The following is an 18,101-nucleotide window of genomic DNA, read 5'->3' as shown; positions in this document are numbered from 1 at the left end:
TTAAATTTTATTTTAATATAAGTTTGGAACATACTATAAAGTTAGAGGTGTCCCCATGAAACAAGGTCTCTACGAACAACTCATCAACAACGTAACCTTACAGCAGCTAACTTTACTGGACACCTCTTCTTATGACATTGGCAAAGAGACTCTCGATCCAGAAGAAGCACGCAAGCTGCTGTCTAACTATATCGCTACCGTTACACGCCGGGCCTTAAAGGCTGTGCGAGAGAACTCCGACACAGACGAAGAAGCCGTACTAGCTCAGGTCCGCGCTTGTAACGACATTATTTCCACCCTCAAAAACGCATTAGACCAGCAAGACTTTGAAGAGTTGCAGCTCGCTGAACAAGGGGAAGTGTTGACCTATGTTTATGCGAAGCTCAACTCTATTCGTGCGGTTAAGGAAGAGAAGGTGCTTCGTCCGACGACTCCTCTGTCGCAGAGCTCCCTTTTCACTGGCTCCCATGCTGAGCCGAACATGCTCAGTGAACTCAAGCATGAAATCCTTACTTCAGATCGTATCGAGTTCCTGGTTTCCTTCATCAAATGGAGTGGCCTTCGTTGCATGATCGAGCAGCTTGAGCAGTTTACGGCTAGAGGCGGGCAACTGCGGGTTATCACGACTACATATATGGAAGCAACAGACTTCAAGGCCATTATGGAGCTGAGTAAGCTGCCGAATACGGAGATCAAAATCTCCTATGACTCCACTCGGACGAGGCTTCATGCGAAGGCGTATGTTTTCAAGCGGGACACCGGCTTTACGACGGCCTATGTGGGTTCTTCGAATCTTTCCAACCCTGCTCTTACAAGTGGCCTGGAATGGAACTTGAAGGTGACAGAGAAGGATTCTTACGATGTCCTCAAAAAGATTGAAGCAACCTTTGAGAGCTATTGGAATGACCGAGAGTTTTCAGAATTCTCAGTGGACAACCCTGCCCATGAGGAGCAACTCAAACAAGCATTAGGCAAAAATCACTCCAAAGATCAAGCCCCAGATGCCCTATTCTTCAAGTTTAGTATCCAGCCTTACGATTATCAGAAGGAGATACTTGAAAAGTTGGAGGCGGAGCGGACGTTATACGGCAGGCATAAGAACTTGCTTGTGGCCGCAACTGGCGTTGGAAAAACGGTCATTTCGGCTTTTGACTATCGACGCTTTGCTCAGCGGAACACGCAACGTGCGCGGCTTCTGTTTGTGGCTCATCGCGAAGAGATCCTGAAACAGAGCTTGGACACGTTCCGTTTTATCCTAAAGGATTTGAACTTTGGTGAGCTTCATGTTGGCGGCAATCAAGCGAAGGCGCTTGATCATCTGTTTATAAGCATTCAAAGCCTCAACTCAATGAAGCTTACGGAAATCACTACTCATGACTATTACGATTTCGTTATCGTCGACGAATTCCACCATGCGGCAGCACCTTCTTATCAGAAGCTGCTCGCGCATTATCAGCCTCAAATCCTGCTTGGACTAACTGCTACGCCTGAGCGGATGGATGGCAAGGATGTGCTGCGCTACTTCGACGATACGATTGCAGCCGAGATCCGGCTGACCGATGCCATTGATCGGAAGCTGTTATGTCCATTTCAGTATTTTGGTGTGAGTGATCATGTGGATCTCTCGCAGGTGAAGTGGACCAGACGGGGATATGATCAGTCCGAGCTGGAAAATCTGTTTACGAACAACAAAATCCGGGCGACGCAAATTCTCAATAGCTTGAAGAAGTATGTGACCGACCTGGATGAGGTCAAAGGGCTCGGATTCTGCGTTGGCGTTGAGCATGCGCTCTATATGGCCAAGGTATTTAATGAAGCTGGCATTCCTTCGATTGCCCTGCATGGCGGCTCCAGCGATGAGGATCGGGATCAAGTGAAGGGCAGGCTGGTTCGCGGCGAGATTAAGATGATCTTTGTTGTTGATCTGTACAACGAAGGCGTGGATATTCCAGAGGTGAATACGGTGCTGTTCCTTCGCCCAACGGAGAGCTTGACCGTGTTCCTGCAGCAATTGGGCCGGGGACTACGCTTATCCGAGGGAAAAGAATGCCTGACCGTCCTCGATTTTATCGGACAAGCTCATAAGGATTATAACTTCCACGACAAGCTGCGGGCGCTGCTCGGCAAAACCAAGCATTCCGTCCAGCACTATGTGGAGCATGGCTTTTCGAGTCTGCCTAGAGGTAGCTTTATTCAGCTGGAGAAGGTTGCTCGCGACTACATCCTGCGGAACCTGAAGCAAGCAACCAATAATCGTCGAAGTCTCATTCATAAGATGAAGTATTTTGAGGGCGATTCGGGGCAAAAGCTTACCCTAACGAATTTCCTGCGTTATCACGGCATGAGCATTTATGAGCTCTACGGAGGCCGGTCGGGTAACCGTACTTTCCGAGGACTGATGGTGGAAGCGGAGCTTCTTGAACCATTCGAGTTCGAAAATGGCGATTATTTAACGAAGCGAGTTCCAGCTCTTCTAAGCCTCAATTCCCGGAAATTGTTGAGGTTCCTCATCGCTTATCTCTCGGGCGAAAAACAAGCAAGTACCGAAGAAGAGCAGCTAATGCTGAATCTTTTCTACTATACGTTTTACCGGTCTGAGCCTAAGAAGAATGGCTTCGATAGCATCGAGCATGGCATTCGTTCCATTGTGGCCTGTCCACAGTTCCGTGATGAGTTGCTGGAGATTTTGCAATATAATGAGTCGCATATTAGCTTCGTAGATGAGTCGAATGCTTTTCCTTATGCTTGTCCGCTGGATGTGCATTGCAGCTATTCGACGGATCAAGTGCTGGCCGCGTTTGGTTATTGGAATGAGGCGAAGTCGCCGGCTTTCCGCGAAGGGGTCAAATATTTCGACGATAAAGAAACGGATATTTTCTTCATCACGTTAAATAAGTCGGATAAAGATTTTTCGCCGTCTACGCTTTATGAGGATTATGCGATTAACGAGCGGTTGTTCCATTGGCAAACGCAGAGCCGTACGTCGGAAGAGTCGAAAACCGCGCAAAGATATATTCATCATCGTCAGCTCGGGACTCGTATTGCTTTGTTTGTTCGGGAATACAAGGAAGAGAATAACTACACGTCTCCGTTTATTTTCCTAGGTGAGGCGGAGTACGTCAGACATGAAGGCAACAAACCAATGAGCTTCGTGTGGAGGCTCAAGACAGAAATGCCGCCAGCCCTCGTGCCAGCAGCGAATAAAGCGATTGTTTAGGACGTGAATGACATGATCGAGGTTGCGGCAGCTATTATTGAGAATGGACAAGGTCAGATTCTGATCGCAAGAAGGAAGCAGGGAAAGTCTCAAGCGGGGATGTGGGAGTTTCCTGGCGGCAAGATTGAAGCAGGCGAAACGGCTGAGGCTTGTCTGAAAAGAGAGTTGCTCGAGGAGATGCATATCGAGATTAATCCATATGCTTATTTCGGAGTTAATGATCATCACTATGGGGCAACTCACATTAGGCTGATCGCTTATAAAGCGACTTTTGTCAGTGGTGAGATCATGCTGGTTGATCATGATGAGTACCATTGGATCACTGCTGCCGAACTCGGGGAGTTTACGTTTGCTCCGGCGGATATCCCGTTTGTTGAGATGCTGAAAGTAGGGAAGTAGCATGGAGGTTTAGTTCCCTCATATGAATAGTTCATCTTAAGAGCGGAACAAGAAAAAAGCAGGTGAAGAATAGCGATGCAGAAGATTAGCAGGCAACGAATCATAGAAGGAACCAGGATTCCGGGCATTATTTATAACTACCATTACCACTATGTCAACCTTGATGTATATGAGGATGGGATGATTAATGGCTGGGAGCTGGTTGATCTGTCTGGTCTGAAGGACAAACTCAATAGTCAGTGGATCGTACCTCAGGTCCCGGTGGGGGAATCCCTCTCCATTCATGGATTAGGCGCATACAAAGTGCAGTCCGCTAGGTGGCTGTTTAATAAGGCGAGTTATTATCGGCATGTGAAAAAAATAGTTAAACGCCTTAATTCTATGATGGAGAACATTTATACGATTTCCAAAGGAGAGAAGCAGCTGCAGGAGCAGCGAAAAGTATTGTATTCCCCCAAAGCGATTGATTTTTACGTGAATAATGAAACGTTTTATCAGACCGTCGAGGGAGAGGGCTTTAGCATCTTTCTCAAGCATGAGAAAAAGAACTATATGGCCAACCTGGTTTTCTATAAAGATGGGCGAGTGACTTGTTACACCTCTGCGCTTCAATTGCATTATAAGCTCAAGGACATAGAAGGCTTGTTTCAGGATGGAACGTTCTTCACGGGCTTTGATCAACCGACAACTATTACCTTTGAGAGCCTTGGTGAGATTACATTTGGCGAAGCGGAATTTAGCGTCGATAGTAATGAGAAGTACAAGGAGCTCGTGGATACCTATCAGAAGCTGACGGGTAAGCAAACAACACTGGAGCAATGCAGGGAGGCCTACTATTCTTATCTTCGGTCCCCGTCGGAGCAAACAAGAGCAAGGTTAAAGGAATTATACGAATTAGTCCCGGCGCATGAACGAATTTTCCTTGGCGATATGGACAGTCGCGATTCCGATTATATTCGAATTATTTATCATCCGGATCAAAAAAGAGAAGTTTAATTCGTGTTGCTAAGGGGTCTGAATCTTTAATGATTCGGGCCTTTTTTATTGGCATCTTTCCGTTTATCCATTTTATCCGGCTTTTTAGCGGTACTTACACGTTATAATAAAATCACTGGAATTTTTACGCAGAAAGCGAAGTGAAAGCCATGCTGAATCAGACCATGGAGCAAAGCTTAAGCAAGTTAATGACAAAGATCCTTCGGCATACGCCGGAACAGTTCGGGGTCAGCCTTCATCCGGAGGATGGTTCCTGCGGGATACATGTTCTGTTAGAGGCGATACAAGCTCAGCCGAAATGGGCTGGGATCACAATTGAGGATATAGAGCAGGTCGTCCGCAACTCGGAAAAGCAGCGTTTTGCCATCGAAGATGGACGTATTCGGGCAAGATACGGGCATAGTCATGATCGAGTCCAATATACGGCTGGCGATCCGCCAGCTGTTCTCTATCACGGGACGAATAAAAAAGCTCTGCCCTCCATCTTGATGGAGGGACTTCATCCGATGAACCGCCAGTATGTGCATTTGTCGGAGGGCACTCATTTTGCAACGCTGGCTGGAAGCCGCAGGGGAGAGCTTGTTATTCTGAAGATTAATACATCGCGTGCAAAAGCTGCGGGGATCGTCTTCCATTACGCAGGCAACGAGGTATGGCTGGCGGACCATGTTCCCGCAGTCTGCTGCTTTGTCTTTGAGTCGGAAAAAGGGAGTAGATAACAATGACGATGACGAATTCCATTATAGATATTGGTGTGAATCTGATGCACCGTTCTTTCCATGAGGATCGTGACCAAGTTGTTGCCAGAGCGGCGGAGAGCCATGTCACCCCTCTTATCATCACCGGCACCAGCCTAAGGAACAGTGTAGACGCGGCTCGTTATGCCGGGAGATATTCCGGTAAGCTGTATTCCACAGCTGGCGTGCATCCGCATGATGCAAAGAATTGTAATGAAGAGACAATTGCGAAGCTGCGCGAGTTAGCGGCGATGCCGCAGGTTGTTGCGATCGGGGAGTGCGGGCTGGATTACAACCGGGATTTCTCGCCGAGGGACGTGCAGCGGAAATGGTTCGGGGAGCAGCTACATCTGGCGCTTGAGCTGGATATGCCGATGTTCCTTCATGAACGGGAGGCGTCGGCGGATTTTATCGGGATGCTGAAGGAGTATGGTGTAAAAAATGCCGTCGTGCATTGCTTTACGGGCACGCTGCAGGAGCTGAAGGCGTATCTGGAGATGGGTTACCATATCGGGATTACGGGCTGGATTTGCGATGAGCGAAGAGGCAAGCATCTCCGGGATCTGGTGCGGATGATTCCGCTGGACCGGCTGATGATCGAGACGGATGCGCCATTCCTGACCCCGCGGGACTTGAAGGAGAAGCCCGCAAACGGAAGGAATGAACCGGCCATCCTGCCGCATATATTAAAGGCGGTGGCGGAATGTTTGGGGAAACCGGCCGATGAAGTGGCTCGGGCAACTACGCAGACGGCAAAAGCCTTTTTCCGCATCTAACGGAAGCTTCGCATCATTTTTTTTGTAGTTTTTTGGGGCGAAAGCCTTCTGCAATGCGGTATTTCTTGTGGCCGTCAGGCAGAATTCATATTTTTTTCCTAATGGGTTCCATTGGAATTAGCTATTTCCATTTAGATGTGCTATAATGAGCTTATACAAAAACGTGACCTGAATTCACATAACGTAGAGGGTTATTTTTTAAACGAAGGAAATAATCCTGCACGATATGTGAATTTTTTATTTTTTGAACAAAATAAGAATGTCATGTAAATCCTATATAAGGTGGTAATTGAACATGGAACAAGGTACAGTGAAATGGTTTAACGCAGAGAAAGGTTTTGGCTTCATCGAAGTTGAAGGCGGCAACGATGTATTCGTACACTTCAGCGCGATCCAAGGCGAAGGCTTCAAATCCCTTGACGAAGGTCAACGCGTTGAGTTCAACATCGTACAAGGCAACCGTGGTCCTCAAGCGGAAAACGTTGTAAAACTGTAGGATTGCCTTACGTTAAAAATGCCCCGGACTTCAAGGTTTGGGGCTTTTTTTCATTATGATTACAGATCAGAGGAAAGAGGGATATGAATGTATTCTCGGAAAAAGACGGCTGAAGAACTGCCTACTGAATTAACAGTGGTATGGTCATGCTCGAGCGAGCAATGCAAGGGATGGATGAGGGATAACTTCTCACTATCCGAAGCTCCCGTATGCTTCCTATGCCAATCCCCGATGATCAAGGAAGAAAGAATGTTGGCCGTAGTAGCGAATACGAGCTATAGCTATCAGAAATAGAAAAGCGAAAGCATCTCCTCATCCGGGAGATGCTTTTTTCATGTCCGCGCTTCTCCTGCCCCAATTCCCATAACCATCCGCGCAATGCCGTACACCATTAAATACCCCGTGCTGATGATAAAAGTCGGCGACTCCAGCACCGAGTGGATCTCGGTCATGTATACGGTATTGTCCATAATTGTCCGGGTAGCGGACGTGGCGATGACGGTGGAGGCCAGGAAGATGGCGATGGCGGCGAGACCGCCCAATACGGATTTGCCCATTTGGCTCCGGTAGCTGATCCAGCCGACAATAGCCGCGGCTATGGCGAGCCCTGCTCCGATGATAAAGATCATAATCATTCACCCCTTTACAGCTTGAGGCAAAAAGCCGGATCTTATGCGGCAAATTGACAGTAATGATGAGAATCTTTATCATATAAGAGGATTCTGTACATAGGATGAAAGAGGCCGTCTGTCGGGCCGGAGGCCTAGGGGAATCATGAAACGGAGGTCGGAGACGTTGTTCGATTTTACGCTCGTAAAGATGTATTATCATATATCGCCCGAGGGGGCGGAGCATCCGATTTACGATATACCGGCAACGGGCTTTTTTGATCCGGCTACTCTGCAAGAGGCTCTTCGGCGGAGCGGGCAGACGGTGCAGGCGATCTCGAATGCGCTGCCGGCTTCGTTCATCGGAACCTCCCTATGCAAGGCGAGCCTCGTACAGCTGTTGTTCGTTTCCATGTATAATCAGTTACTCGATATGTACCCGGATAATATAAACTACCAGGTGGAGATGCATGGCGATCATGCCCATCTTGGCTATAAAATAAAAGAGCTCCGCTCCATCCATGTGCCAACGGAGCCCGAAGAGCGCAAAGCCTTCCTGCTCCAGCACTGGGAGGAGTATTTCACGAATTTCGTTACGCCGGCGATTGAAGCGATCGCTGAAGCCGGCGGCTTGAAGCCGGATGCGATCTGGCAGCAATTCGGCGGTCAGCTCAAGATGACGCAGGATTTCATCGCGGAACATCTGAAGATGCCTCAGATCACGGAGCAATTCCTGGCGGACGGCAAGCTGCTTGCGGAATCCCTTGATCCTGCCTTGTTCAACCGCAGACGCAATCCGTACTACCTCGCGAACCCGCGCTACGTGGAGAACCCGTATAAGCAGGGGGAACAATGGCTGATTCCTTCTTCCTGCTGCATGTACGACCGCCGCGAGAACGGAAGCAAATGCTACACTTGCCCGCGTATGACTAATGACGAGCGTGAAGCGAGAAAATGCGAAATTCTTGCCACGGCGGCAGCGCACTAATCTCTTACACAAAAGAGTATCTCCCGGCCCGGTTATCCCGGAGGAGATGCTCTTTTTTACTTCAAATCAACTGAAGCTTCAGCCGGTTTGTGAACGATGTAAGGATTCGCGAGTGAGACTTGTTCTTCGCCCGGACCCAGCCAAGCGGAACGGGAGAATTGCTCGGATGGCGCAGCTCCAGCACTTTGAAATCCGCAAGATTAGGATCGTTGTCGCGGTTAAGGAAGGTGAAGTCAACGCCTATCGTAATGGCCATCTCTTCGCGCAGCGCCTGCCGGATCGCCGCCGTGTTGTTGGTGGTGAACAAGATGTTCATGGGTCCAACGTTCCCGGCAAGACGGTCGACATACCAGCCGATGTAGTCCTCTTTATACAAAACCAGCGGATAGCGGCGCATTTCCTCGGGCGTGACAAAGTCCCGCAAGGCCAGCGAGCTGCTCTTGCTGACGCAGCACAGCATGGAGGTATCGACGACTTTCGTGAACACGAAGTCTTTTACGCTGGTCTCCAAATCCTCGTATAAAATAATAAGCCCTAGATCAATCTTATCCTGATGCATGCTGTTTAGCATATCAAGCGAGTTCGTCTCTTCGATGACGACCTGCACGTTTGGATAGTCGCGCTTAAACGCCGCGATAGTCTTCACGAGCAGCGACATCGGCCCCGGAATGGTAGCGATGCGAAGCTCGCCGCTGACCGTATTGCTGAAGCTTTGCGCTTCTTCGCGCAGCTCCCGCACTTTTTCGATAATTTCGCTGGCTTTTTCGATCAGGATGATGCCTTCTGCCGTTGGGAAGGTCCCATGCCGGGAGCGGGTGAACAGCTTCACGCCTAGCTCGGTCTCCAGATGGGTAATGGACTGGCTGATCGCGGGAAGCGTGATATGCAGGTTGTTGGAAGCGGCCGAGATCGACTTCACCTTGGCGACTTCCAGGATATATTCCAGCTGGTCAATATTCATGGCGATCGTTCCTTCATTTTTATTTAACATACCGTAATTTTAACTAAATTTATTATTACACTAAACCGGCCTATACTTGAAGGGTAAGTTAATTAATTACTTGGTTCGCGCAACACAATATGCAGACAAGGATGGTGCTTGGTTATGCGTCTGGAAGGCAAAGTAGCGATTATTACAGGTGCAGGTACCGGGATTGGGAAATCAACGGCGCTTCGTTTCGCAAAAGAAGGAGCGAAGGTTGTCGTAACGGATATTAATGAAGCAAGCGTGCAGCAGACGGCTGATGAGGTGAAAAAGCTCGGCGGCGAAGCGCTTGCGATCCGCCATGATGTGGGCAGCGAGGACAACTGGATTCAAGTTGTTGACGAGGCGGTCAAAGCATTCGGAACAATTGACGTGTTGTTCAATAATGCCGGTATTTATGTGATTAAGCCGCTGTTTGATACAACGGTGGAGGATTGGAACCGTCTGATGAACATTAACGTGACCAGCGTCTTCCTCGGCATGAAGCATGTCATTCCGGTCATGCTGAAGCAGCAGCGCGGTTCGGTCATTAATGCTTCTTCCATCGCCGGTATAGGAGGTTCGCCGAACCATGTGCTGTACGGTGCCAGCAAAGGCGCGGTGCGGACCATGACGAAGGACGTAGCGATGGAATTTGCCACGCAGGGCGTACGTGTCAACTCGATTCATCCGGGGTACATTAATACGGCCATGGTTGATTATGCAGCGGCAACGACGCACCGCGACAAGGAAGCGCTTGGACAGGCGGTGTCCCCGCTTGGCCGAGTGGGCAACGTGGATGAGGTATCGAATCTCGTTCTGTTCCTGGCTTCGGACGAATCGTCTTATATAACGGGCGCTGAGATGGTTATCGACGGCGGAGCGATGGCTCGGTAAGCAATTATTTATTCTTTTGATAAGAGGTGGCTATAACGATGCGTTTCGAAAATAAAGTAGCAATCGTAACCGGCGGAGCGAGCGGCATTGGGGAAGCGACCGTTCGCGCATTCGTAGCTGAAGGCGCGAAGGTTGTCATCGCGGACTTCTCGGACCGCGGCAATGCGGTATCCGAAGAGCTGAACAAGCAAGGCTTTGATACCTTGTTCGTAAAAACAAACGTGGCGGATGAAGCAAGCGTCAAAGCGATGGTTGCCGCAACGGTGAAAAAATACGGCAAGCTTGATATCCTGTTCGCGAATGCCGGGATTGGCGCGCAAGGCGTTACTCACGAGCTGTCCATGAAGGACTGGCAGCGCATGATCGATATCAATCTGACAGGCGTATTCCTCTGCGATAAGTACGCGATTGACCAGATGCTGAAGCAGGGTACGGGCGGAGCGGTCGTGAACTGCGGCTCAATCCACAGCCACGTGGCCCGCAACACCATTCCGGCTTATTCGGCGGCAAAAGGCGGCGTGAAGCTGCTGACGCAAAGCACGGCGATTGCTTATGCGCAGCAGAACATCCGCGTGAACGCGGTTTGCCCGGGCTATATTGATACTCCGCTTATCCAAGGTAGCAGCGAAGAGGCGCGTCAATATTTGATTAACCTGCATCCGATGGGCCGACTCGGCAAGCCGGAGGAGATTGCCAAATCCGTTCTCTTCCTCGCTAGCGAGGATGCATCCTTTATTACAGGAACGACACTAACCGTAGACGGCGGTTATACGGCGCAATAATCATCAATCGCGGATATACAGATAGGGGGTTTTCTTATGGACAGGTTTTTGAATCTGACTCCCGGGATGGTACAATAGTCCAAGAATTTGAAATCCGAGGAGTTGTCATAACGATGAGCGAACTGAATGAACAAGAATTGGTGAACTATCTGGCGGAGAAGATCAAGGTTCCGGCTGCAACAATCAGCCTCGTGCTGAAGCATGAGCAGGCTTTTATCGATAAGGCGCAAAGCTCGGCCAAAGGTGAGGTTATCGATATCGACAGCGATGAGCTGGTTGATTATGTGTTGAAGCAGCGCGACGTGAAGCTGGACGAAGTGACGGTCGAGAAAATTCTCGATATGGAGATGGATTATCTTGTTGAGAACGGCTTCGCGGAGCATGAAGACTAATGGAATGAGCTAGATAATAAGGAAGGTCATCTGCCCGATTAGAGAGCAGATGGCCTTTTTTTTCGTTATTGCGATACGGCAGCTTTCTCGCTGTCTACGGCCGTAACGGGGAGGGCCTTTTCTATCTCTACCGTGGAAGTAGCCTTGCGGGCCAGCATCCGGTCGTAATAAGGCATCAGCCTTGATGAGACAAAGGCTACGATAGGCGCGGTGAGAATAACGCCGATACTGCCGGTCATGCCTTGCAGCACTTCGATGGTGACGAGGTTCATATTGACGAGCTGGTCGTACGGCACCTTGTACGCATACAGGACAAGCAGGGACATAAGCGAGGAACCTGTGAAGGCGAGAATCAGGGTGGTTGCCATCGTCCCCATCATATCGCGGCCTACGTTCATGCCGGCAAGGAACAAGGCGCGCGGCCCAAGCTCGCGGTTTGTTGCATAGACTTCATGAACGGCAGACGCGATGGAGATGCCTAAGTCCATAATGGCTCCAAGCGCGGCTATTATAACCCCGGCGAAGAGAAGGCCTTCGACTTTCATGCCGGTATTGTCGGCAATGATGAGGAGCGTCTCGGAATCATTGGTATTAAATCCGGAAATATGAAGCAAATGACCCGCTAAGGTAGCTACTCCTCCAGCCAGGATAACGCCAATCATCGTGCCGATGATGGCGGACAGCGACTTGGAGCTCCAGCCGTCGAGCAGCAGCAGGGTGGCGATAATCGTCGTCGTGACGACGATTATCGCCGCGAGCATCGGCGAATAGCCGCGGTACAGCATCGGCAGGAACAGGAAGACGATGCTGCTGAAGGTAAAGAGGAGGGCAACGGCCGATTTCAGCCCTTTGTTACCCCCAATCGCCCATAGAATAGCCAGAAAAATTGCGATCATGCCGTAGAGATAAGGCGCGCGATAATAGTTATAGACCGTTACATTGAAGTTTGAGGCATCGGCTGTCGAGATGTTCACGACAAGCTTCGTCCCCACCTTCGCATGGACGTTAAACATCGTGCTGAGGTAGTTGGTTACCGGCAGTATTTCACCCTTGTGTTCTCCGGATAATATTTTAATCTTCAGCTGCTGCGTACCCCGGTACAGCCCTTCGATATTCGGATCCTTCTCCAGCTGTTCCTTCGTTATTTCCACGACTCGCGCTTTCTCGTATCGTTCATAGCCGCTGCCTAGCTGCTGATTAAACGAGAATTCATCCATCCGGTTAAACTGATATACCGAAGCCGCAAATATAATCAGCAATGCGATAAATACGCCTGTCCGAAATCGGGGCTGCGCCATTTTTCTCCAAAATACGTTCACTGAAGATTCCCTCCGTGTCGTTCGATCTTGTCCCCATCATAATAATCGATTGTTAATTAGGGATTAATTTACAATTAATTTAAGGAATAAACTATTTGCATTAACAATTGACCTATACGATAGGACAAGATTAGACATTGAACGGGAGGTTATTTCGATTATGAACCGTAAGAGGATCCGCCGGCTGCTTGCGGCAAGTATGCTGGGGCTGTTCCTGCTCGTTGCCATGCTTGGCGGGGGACAGGCCGTATGGGCGCACAGCGGGACCAGCTTGGCTTATTCCGATATTCGGATGGGGGACGAGGCTGTTAATTACGATCTTCGGATCGATATGTATGATCTTCGCGTTGCTGCAGCGCCTAATGATCCAGATGTTGGGGATTTTAGCCCGGAGGCGCTGCAAAAGTTTGTAAAGGTTCATAAGGATGATGTCGAAGCTTACCTGCTGGGTAAAATCCATTTGTATGCGGACAGTCTGCCGCTCAAAGGTGCCTTGCTCTCGCTTGAAGCAACGGAAGCGCTGGACCAGCCTTATGCGGAAGCGAAGCTTCGCTTTAGTCTCCCGGACAAGCCCGAGCATTTCGTTCTTGACTACCAGGCCGTTTATGACGATGTGGATCAATTGCATTTGAGCTATGTCACCGTGGCGCTTAAGGAAGACGGCAGCGATAAGCAAAGCTATGTTCTCAACTATAACAACCGGGAAGTGGAGCTGGGGCGAATCAGTTTGCTCCGCGCAGTGAAGCAGTTCTTCATTCTTGGCATCGAGCATCTCATTACGGGTTATGACCATATCCTGTTCGTGCTTAGCCTATTGATCGGCGCGCGTTCGATTAAGCAGATTCTTGGCGTTGTGACGGCCTTTACGGCGGCCCATACGGTAACGCTCCTGCTGGCCGGCTTTGGCGTTATTAATCTGCCGGGCAAGCTGGTCGAGTCGGTTATCGCGCTAAGCATTATCTATGTTGCCTTGAACAGTATCCTGAACAAAAACGCGAGCAAGCATAACCTGTTCCTGGCCTTTGGCTTTGGCCTGATCCATGGCTGCGGCTTTGCGGCCACGCTGTCGGAGATGAGGCTGGACGGCGGACAGATGGCGGCATCGCTCTTGACGTTTAACGTCGGCATTGAGTTCGGTCAGCTGATGATCGTATTGCTGCTGTATCCGGTTATTCATTATGCCCGCCGGGTCCGTTGGACGATGCCGGCGATGTCGGCGACGATCTCGGTGTTTGGCCTGATCTGGCTGATTCAGCGTGCTTTTCTGTAAGGCGGAAAATGCGCTCTGAAATGTATAGGTTTCATAAAGATATGACAGTATTTTACAAATACTTCACTGCGAGGATAACACTGCCAAAACATTTCACCACTAAGGTTTCTGTGATGCCTTAAATAGACAAGTATTGAGTTCAAGGCAATCAAAAAGTGGGAGGGTATTACATTGTTTAACGTTTTGAAGCAACAAAAAGGCGTGCGCAAAGGACTGTACTCGGTACTGGTCGCCTCTGTTCTCGCCACGTCACTGACGGCAACGCTGGTTAATGCGGCGGATGAGCCGGGCACAGGTGTCAGCACTCAAGCGGTTGATCCTTACACGGTGAGCAACCTTATGCTCAATCCGGGCGCAGACGAATCGCAGGTCAATCTGACTTGGTATTCGGCAGCTACTCAGCCGGTAGGCACGGTTGTTCAGATCGCGAAGAAAGCGGATGTGGTTGACGGCGTATTTCCTGTTGCAACGGCTGCTTCATTTAACGGTACATCCTCGGCTGCGGTGGCGGGCTTTTTCTCCAACAAGGCTACGATCACGGGACTTCAGGAATCGACGGATTATGTATACCGCGTAGGTGACGGTCTGGACGAGCATTGGAGCACGGCTTATAACTTCAGCACGAAAGACTCCCATGATTTCAGCGTGATGTTCGTAGGCGACCCGCAGATCGGCGCAGGCGGCAACGCGGTAACGGATGGTGCCGGTTGGGCAAACACGCTTACCAAAGCGACCCAAATGTTCCCTGATATGAGCTACATCATGTCGGCAGGCGACCAAGTGAACACGGCCTCCAGCGAGACGGAATATACGAACTTCCTGAATCCTTCGCAGCTGCGCAACCTGCCGGTTGCAACCGTTGTCGGCAACCATGACGGCGCGGTAAACTACAAGTACCATTACAATCAGCCGAATGAATCTTCGCAATACGGCATTACGGTTGCCGGCGGCGATTACTACTATACGTACGGCGAGACTTTGTTTATGGTATTGAACTCTAACTCCGCAAACAGTGCAGAGCATGAGACCTTTATGAAAAACGCGATTGACGCCAATCCGAACGCAAGATGGAAAATCGTCACTTTCCACCACTCGATCTACAGCGCGGCTTCGCACGCGACGGACACGCAAATTCTGAATCTTCGCCAAGCCTTGTTCCCGGTATTCGATAAGCTGAAGATCGACCTCGTCTTCATGGGTCATGACCACTCGTACGTGAAGACGTACCAAATGGAAGGCGACCAGGCGATCAAAGGCCAAGCGATGGACAACGGCGTATTCGTTAACCCGAAAGGCATTATGTACCTCACGGCAAACTCCGCTTCCGGCAGTAAGTACTACGATTTGAAAACAACATTTACCGACTATTACTCCGATGTGAAGAGCCAGCTGAAGGTTCCGACCTTCTCGATGATCAACATCGACCACAACACGATCTCCGTGGATACTTACCGCACAGACACGATGGCTAAAGTGGACACTTACACGATGGTTCACACCGATATGACAGGCCTTGACGTAACGGCTCCAACGAAAAAGAACTATGCGTTGGGCGAGCTGCTTGACACAAAGGGAATGACGGTCAGCAAAATCAATCTCGACGGTTCCAAGACGCCATTGCCGCTTGACCAAGTTGCAATCACCGGCTTTGACTCCGCGACAAAAGGCACGAAGCATGTAACGGTTACTTATACCGTAGCAGGTATTCCTTACTCGGGAACCTTTGATGTGCAAGTCGGCACGCTGGTGAAGATTTACGCGAAGAAGGATACGATTATCAAGGAAGAAAGCGCCGGGGCCGAATTCTATTTGGCGCTAGGCAAGGCCGAGAAGGTCAATACGCTTGATGTCACGTTTAAGTACGATGCATCGAAGTTTACGTTTGATTCGGCAACAGGCGCAGAGCTTCTGGACAAAACAAACGGCTTCCTGCAGGCGAATGAAGCCGAACCGGGTACCGTTCGCATTATTGCAGGCTTCCAAGAGCATCCGCTTACGTTAACCGAATTAACGGATCTGATGAAGCTGACGTTCAAACCGGTTAATCCGGACGTTGATAACGTGCAGGCGGATGTTCAAGTGGTGGATGCGGTTGTGAACAGCAGCAACGAGAATACGGACTTTAATGGTGTCTTTGACACGCTGCCTGCCTCTATTATTATTCGTTCTTACAAAGATATTACGGACTTGTTCAAAGACGGCAAGCTGACTTCGGCCGATTTGTCGGTAGCGATTGACCATTACCGTGCAAGCCAGGCGGACGCTGATTGGGCAACTTCGAAGCTGGCGGACGTGAACTTCGACGGCAAGGTGGATTTAACGGACTTCACGATTATTATCCTTCATATTTTCCAAGGCAAGTAAGCACTTATTGCAGCAGGAAAAGGCGCATCGCCGCCTTTTCCTGTATTTTAAACCCATGAGGAGTTCATGATGATGAAAAAGAAATTGTTGGCAGGTCTACTTTTTATCTGCTTCCTGGTTCTCCCGTTTAACGCTTTGGCTTTTGCGGCTGAACCATCTACGGGTACAACGGTTCAATTCTCGAAGCAAACGGTCGAAGTCGCCAAGAATGTCTCCTCCTTCTCGGTCGATCTCGTTCTGGGCTCGCAGGCTCCGTTCAGCAGCGCGGAGTTTGGCATTAAGACGGACAGCCATGTGCAGTTAAAATCGGTTACCTATTCGCAAGCGATCGGCAGTGCCTCGCAAGTATCCGTTAAAGAAAAGAACGGCATCAGCTATTTTGGATTTTTTGATACATCGAACCATTTCTCGGGAAGCTTTACGGCTTGTACGCTTACCTTTACTTATACGGACAGCGCAGCTGCCGTTGTTACCTTGGCAGAGACGACTCTGACCAGATTGACCGGAACGGGCGGGGCCACCAGCGAGAGCCTCACTCCTAATCAAACGTTGCAAATTACGCGTTCTGCAGGCGATTCGAATACACCGGGCGGGGGCACTCCCGATCCGGGCAATGGCGGAAATACAGGCAATACAGGCGGGTCGGATACTTATACGCATGTCATCGACAATACGAAAGCCCTGGAAGCTCTCGAGCACGCGGCTCCGAACAGCCAAAATATTAAAACCATCTCCTTCGAGGTGAAAAGCACCGACGTAGGCAGCGCGAAGGAAATCGCGTTCCAGCTGCCGTATTCGCTGTTTAACTCGGATGAGAAACGGTTGGTTGAGATTAACACGCCGTTTGGTACGGTTACCATTCCGGATCATGTGATCCCGGCCGGCCAGCTTGGCTCGGCGCAAAGCCTGACGCTATATATCAAGCAGGTCAATCCGGCTTCCTTGCCGGCCTCTGCCCAGCAGCAGGTAGGCAGCCGCCCGGTGCTGGAGCTGCATTTTGCGCTGGATGGGAAAGCGATTGAATGGAAGAACGAGCAGGCGCCTGTTCAGGTCGTGCTTCCGTACACATTGTCTGCGACAGAAAAAGTAAACGCGGATCTGATTGTTGCCGCTTATATCGACAGCAACGGTAAGCTGCAGATTGTACCGACAGGACGCTTCCATGCGGAAGACGGAGAAATGCGCTTCTCCACAACGCATTTCAGCTTGTATACGATTGTGAACGGCAGCAGAGTCTTCAAGGACACAACGTCCTCATGGGCGCGCCAGGACATTGAAGCGCTGGCGGTCCGCGGCATTATTAACGGCACAACCGCCGATACGTTCTCGCCAAACGCCAATATTACGAGAGCGGACTTTACGAAGCTGCTGGTAGGCGTACTCGGCAAACATGCGGAGTCAACTGGCACGGGCTTCAAGGACGTTGCGTCCAAAGCTTACTACTATGATGCGGTAATGACCGCTCAAGCGCTTGGACTTGCAAGCGGCTCGGGTGACGGCAAGTTTAATCCGGGGGCATCCATCTCCCGTCAGGATATGATGGTGCTGCTCGACCGTGCCTTTACGGCGGCCGGTCATCCGCTCAAGGAAACGGCATCGCTGTCCGGCTACAAGGATGCCGCCAAGGTATCGGCTTATGCGAAGCCAAGCGTAGAGAAGCTGATTGCTTCGGGCATCATTAACGGCAGCAACGGTTACTTGACTCCCCAGAACAACCTGACTCGCGCTGAGGCGTCTAAGGTTCTTCATTTGTTGTATAACGAGCTGTATTAAACGCAAAGACACCGTGGATAGTCCACGGTGTCTTTGTCGTTAAGACGCAAACCACCCCTGATGATAGTCAGGGGTGGTTTGTCGTCAAGACGCAAACGGCCCCTGAATGAAAGCCAGGGGTGG

The 18,101-nt window shown here is 50.1% G+C and carries 17 protein-coding genes; 14 read left to right on the top strand and 3 right to left on the bottom strand.

The window, feature by feature from the left end:
* Positions 1-55: 55 nt before the first annotated feature.
* From WFK81_RS23925 to WFK81_RS23895, 7 genes are all read left to right on the top strand, one after another.
* A complete protein-coding gene (locus WFK81_RS23925) occupies positions 56-3,217 on the top strand; it encodes a DUF3427 domain-containing protein (RefSeq protein ID WP_336789092.1) in 3,162 nt (1,053 codons plus the stop codon).
* Positions 3,218-3,229: 12 nt separating this feature from the next.
* Positions 3,230-3,616 carry an 8-oxo-dGTP diphosphatase MutT gene (gene mutT / locus WFK81_RS23920; RefSeq protein ID WP_336789234.1) on the top strand — a complete coding sequence of 129 codons (387 nt, stop codon included), beginning with the start codon at positions 3,230-3,232 and terminating at the stop codon, positions 3,614-3,616.
* A gap of 75 nt (positions 3,617-3,691) precedes the next feature.
* Entirely contained in the window at positions 3,692-4,612 is a 921-nt protein-coding gene (locus tag WFK81_RS23915) for a DUF7638 domain-containing protein (RefSeq protein WP_336789090.1), read from the top strand.
* 149 nt (positions 4,613-4,761) lie between these two features.
* Positions 4,762-5,331, top strand: coding sequence for an RNA 2'-phosphotransferase (locus WFK81_RS23910; RefSeq protein ID WP_336789088.1), 570 nt, complete (start codon positions 4,762-4,764; stop codon positions 5,329-5,331).
* An 8-nt stretch (positions 5,332-5,339) separates the two neighbouring features.
* A complete protein-coding gene (locus WFK81_RS23905; RefSeq protein ID WP_336789232.1) occupies positions 5,340-6,125 on the top strand; it encodes a TatD family hydrolase in 786 nt (261 codons plus the stop codon).
* Between the two features lie 295 nt (positions 6,126-6,420).
* On the top strand, positions 6,421-6,621 hold the full coding sequence (locus WFK81_RS23900) for a cold-shock protein (protein ID WP_127497351.1): 201 nt from the start codon (positions 6,421-6,423) through the stop codon (positions 6,619-6,621).
* Between the two features lie 87 nt (positions 6,622-6,708).
* Positions 6,709-6,915: a cold-shock protein gene (locus WFK81_RS23895; protein WP_132312856.1), complete on the top strand. Its 207-nt coding sequence runs from the start codon at positions 6,709-6,711 to the stop codon at positions 6,913-6,915.
* A 38-nt stretch (positions 6,916-6,953) separates the two neighbouring features.
* Here the strand turns inward: WFK81_RS23895 and WFK81_RS23890 are convergent, their stop codons facing one another.
* Positions 6,954-7,250: a hypothetical protein gene (locus WFK81_RS23890; protein ID WP_336789086.1), complete on the bottom strand. Its 297-nt coding sequence runs from the start codon at positions 7,248-7,250 to the stop codon at positions 6,954-6,956.
* 145 nt (positions 7,251-7,395) lie between these two features.
* On the opposite strand from WFK81_RS23890, the gene WFK81_RS23885 reads away from it, so the two are divergent.
* Positions 7,396-8,217, top strand: a complete 822-nt coding sequence (locus WFK81_RS23885) for a (2Fe-2S)-binding protein (protein ID WP_336789085.1) — start codon at positions 7,396-7,398, stop codon at positions 8,215-8,217.
* Positions 8,218-8,278: 61 nt separating this feature from the next.
* Here the strand turns inward: WFK81_RS23885 and WFK81_RS23880 are convergent, their stop codons facing one another.
* The gene (locus WFK81_RS23880; protein WP_336789083.1) at positions 8,279-9,208 is read right to left on the bottom strand and encodes a LysR family transcriptional regulator; all 930 of its coding nucleotides are present in this window, start codon (positions 9,206-9,208) and stop codon (positions 8,279-8,281) included.
* A gap of 114 nt (positions 9,209-9,322) precedes the next feature.
* Here WFK81_RS23880 and WFK81_RS23875 point away from each other — a divergent pair, with 114 nt between their 5' ends.
* The 3 genes from WFK81_RS23875 to WFK81_RS23865 all read left to right on the top strand — a co-directional run bounded on the left by WFK81_RS23875 (position 9,323) and on the right by WFK81_RS23865 (position 11,252).
* Positions 9,323-10,078 carry an SDR family NAD(P)-dependent oxidoreductase gene (locus tag WFK81_RS23875; protein ID WP_336789081.1) on the top strand — a complete coding sequence of 252 codons (756 nt, stop codon included), beginning with the start codon at positions 9,323-9,325 and terminating at the stop codon, positions 10,076-10,078.
* A gap of 38 nt (positions 10,079-10,116) precedes the next feature.
* Entirely contained in the window at positions 10,117-10,860 is a 744-nt protein-coding gene (locus WFK81_RS23870; protein ID WP_336789079.1) for an SDR family NAD(P)-dependent oxidoreductase, read from the top strand.
* 113 nt (positions 10,861-10,973) lie between these two features.
* Positions 10,974-11,252 (top strand): hypothetical protein, encoded by a 279-nt coding sequence (locus tag WFK81_RS23865; protein WP_336789077.1) that lies wholly within the window; start codon positions 10,974-10,976, stop codon positions 11,250-11,252.
* A gap of 65 nt (positions 11,253-11,317) precedes the next feature.
* Here the strand turns inward: WFK81_RS23865 and WFK81_RS23860 are convergent, their stop codons facing one another.
* Positions 11,318-12,571 carry a YibE/F family protein gene (locus tag WFK81_RS23860; protein ID WP_336789075.1) on the bottom strand — a complete coding sequence of 418 codons (1,254 nt, stop codon included), beginning with the start codon at positions 12,569-12,571 and terminating at the stop codon, positions 11,318-11,320.
* 160 nt (positions 12,572-12,731) lie between these two features.
* On the opposite strand from WFK81_RS23860, the gene WFK81_RS23855 reads away from it, so the two are divergent.
* The 3 genes from WFK81_RS23855 to WFK81_RS23845 all read left to right on the top strand — a co-directional run bounded on the left by WFK81_RS23855 (position 12,732) and on the right by WFK81_RS23845 (position 17,978).
* On the top strand, positions 12,732-13,841 hold the full coding sequence (locus tag WFK81_RS23855) for a HupE/UreJ family protein (protein ID WP_336789073.1): 1,110 nt from the start codon (positions 12,732-12,734) through the stop codon (positions 13,839-13,841).
* A 171-nt stretch (positions 13,842-14,012) separates the two neighbouring features.
* Positions 14,013-16,205, top strand: coding sequence for a metallophosphoesterase (locus WFK81_RS23850; RefSeq protein WP_336789072.1), 2,193 nt, complete (start codon positions 14,013-14,015; stop codon positions 16,203-16,205).
* Positions 16,206-16,277: 72 nt separating this feature from the next.
* Entirely contained in the window at positions 16,278-17,978 is a 1,701-nt protein-coding gene (locus WFK81_RS23845; RefSeq protein ID WP_336789070.1) for an S-layer homology domain-containing protein, read from the top strand.
* The last annotated feature ends 123 nt before the right edge of the window (positions 17,979-18,101 follow it).

Source organism: Paenibacillus sp. MMO-177, assembly GCF_037147795.1.
Taxonomy (GTDB): Bacteria; Bacillota; Bacilli; order Paenibacillales; family Paenibacillaceae; genus Pristimantibacillus.
This window is presented reverse-complemented; position numbering and strand designations above follow the sequence as displayed.

Bases quoted from the DNA above. Each gene is read 5' to 3' on its own strand.
- WFK81_RS23925 (WP_336789092.1), top strand. From the start codon at position 56: ATGAAACAAGGTCTCTACGAACAACTCATCAACAACGTAACCTTACAG.
- mutT (WP_336789234.1), top strand. From the start codon at position 3,230: ATGATCGAGGTTGCGGCAGCTATTATTGAGAATGGACAAGGTCAGATT.
- WFK81_RS23915 (WP_336789090.1), top strand. From the start codon at position 3,692: ATGCAGAAGATTAGCAGGCAACGAATCATAGAAGGAACCAGGATTCCG.
- WFK81_RS23910 (WP_336789088.1), top strand. From the start codon at position 4,762: ATGCTGAATCAGACCATGGAGCAAAGCTTAAGCAAGTTAATGACAAAG.
- WFK81_RS23905 (WP_336789232.1), top strand. From the start codon at position 5,340: ATGACGAATTCCATTATAGATATTGGTGTGAATCTGATGCACCGTTCT.
- WFK81_RS23900 (WP_127497351.1), top strand. From the start codon at position 6,421: ATGGAACAAGGTACAGTGAAATGGTTTAACGCAGAGAAAGGTTTTGGC.
- WFK81_RS23895 (WP_132312856.1), top strand. From the start codon at position 6,709: ATGTATTCTCGGAAAAAGACGGCTGAAGAACTGCCTACTGAATTAACA.
- WFK81_RS23890 (WP_336789086.1), bottom strand. From the start codon at position 7,250: ATGATCTTTATCATCGGAGCAGGGCTCGCCATAGCCGCGGCTATTGTC.
- WFK81_RS23885 (WP_336789085.1), top strand. From the start codon at position 7,396: ATGAAACGGAGGTCGGAGACGTTGTTCGATTTTACGCTCGTAAAGATG.
- WFK81_RS23880 (WP_336789083.1), bottom strand. From the start codon at position 9,208: ATGTTAAATAAAAATGAAGGAACGATCGCCATGAATATTGACCAGCTG.
- WFK81_RS23875 (WP_336789081.1), top strand. From the start codon at position 9,323: ATGCGTCTGGAAGGCAAAGTAGCGATTATTACAGGTGCAGGTACCGGG.
- WFK81_RS23870 (WP_336789079.1), top strand. From the start codon at position 10,117: ATGCGTTTCGAAAATAAAGTAGCAATCGTAACCGGCGGAGCGAGCGGC.
- WFK81_RS23865 (WP_336789077.1), top strand. From the start codon at position 10,974: ATGAGCGAACTGAATGAACAAGAATTGGTGAACTATCTGGCGGAGAAG.
- WFK81_RS23855 (WP_336789073.1), top strand. From the start codon at position 12,732: ATGAACCGTAAGAGGATCCGCCGGCTGCTTGCGGCAAGTATGCTGGGG.
- WFK81_RS23845 (WP_336789070.1), top strand. From the start codon at position 16,278: ATGAAAAAGAAATTGTTGGCAGGTCTACTTTTTATCTGCTTCCTGGTT.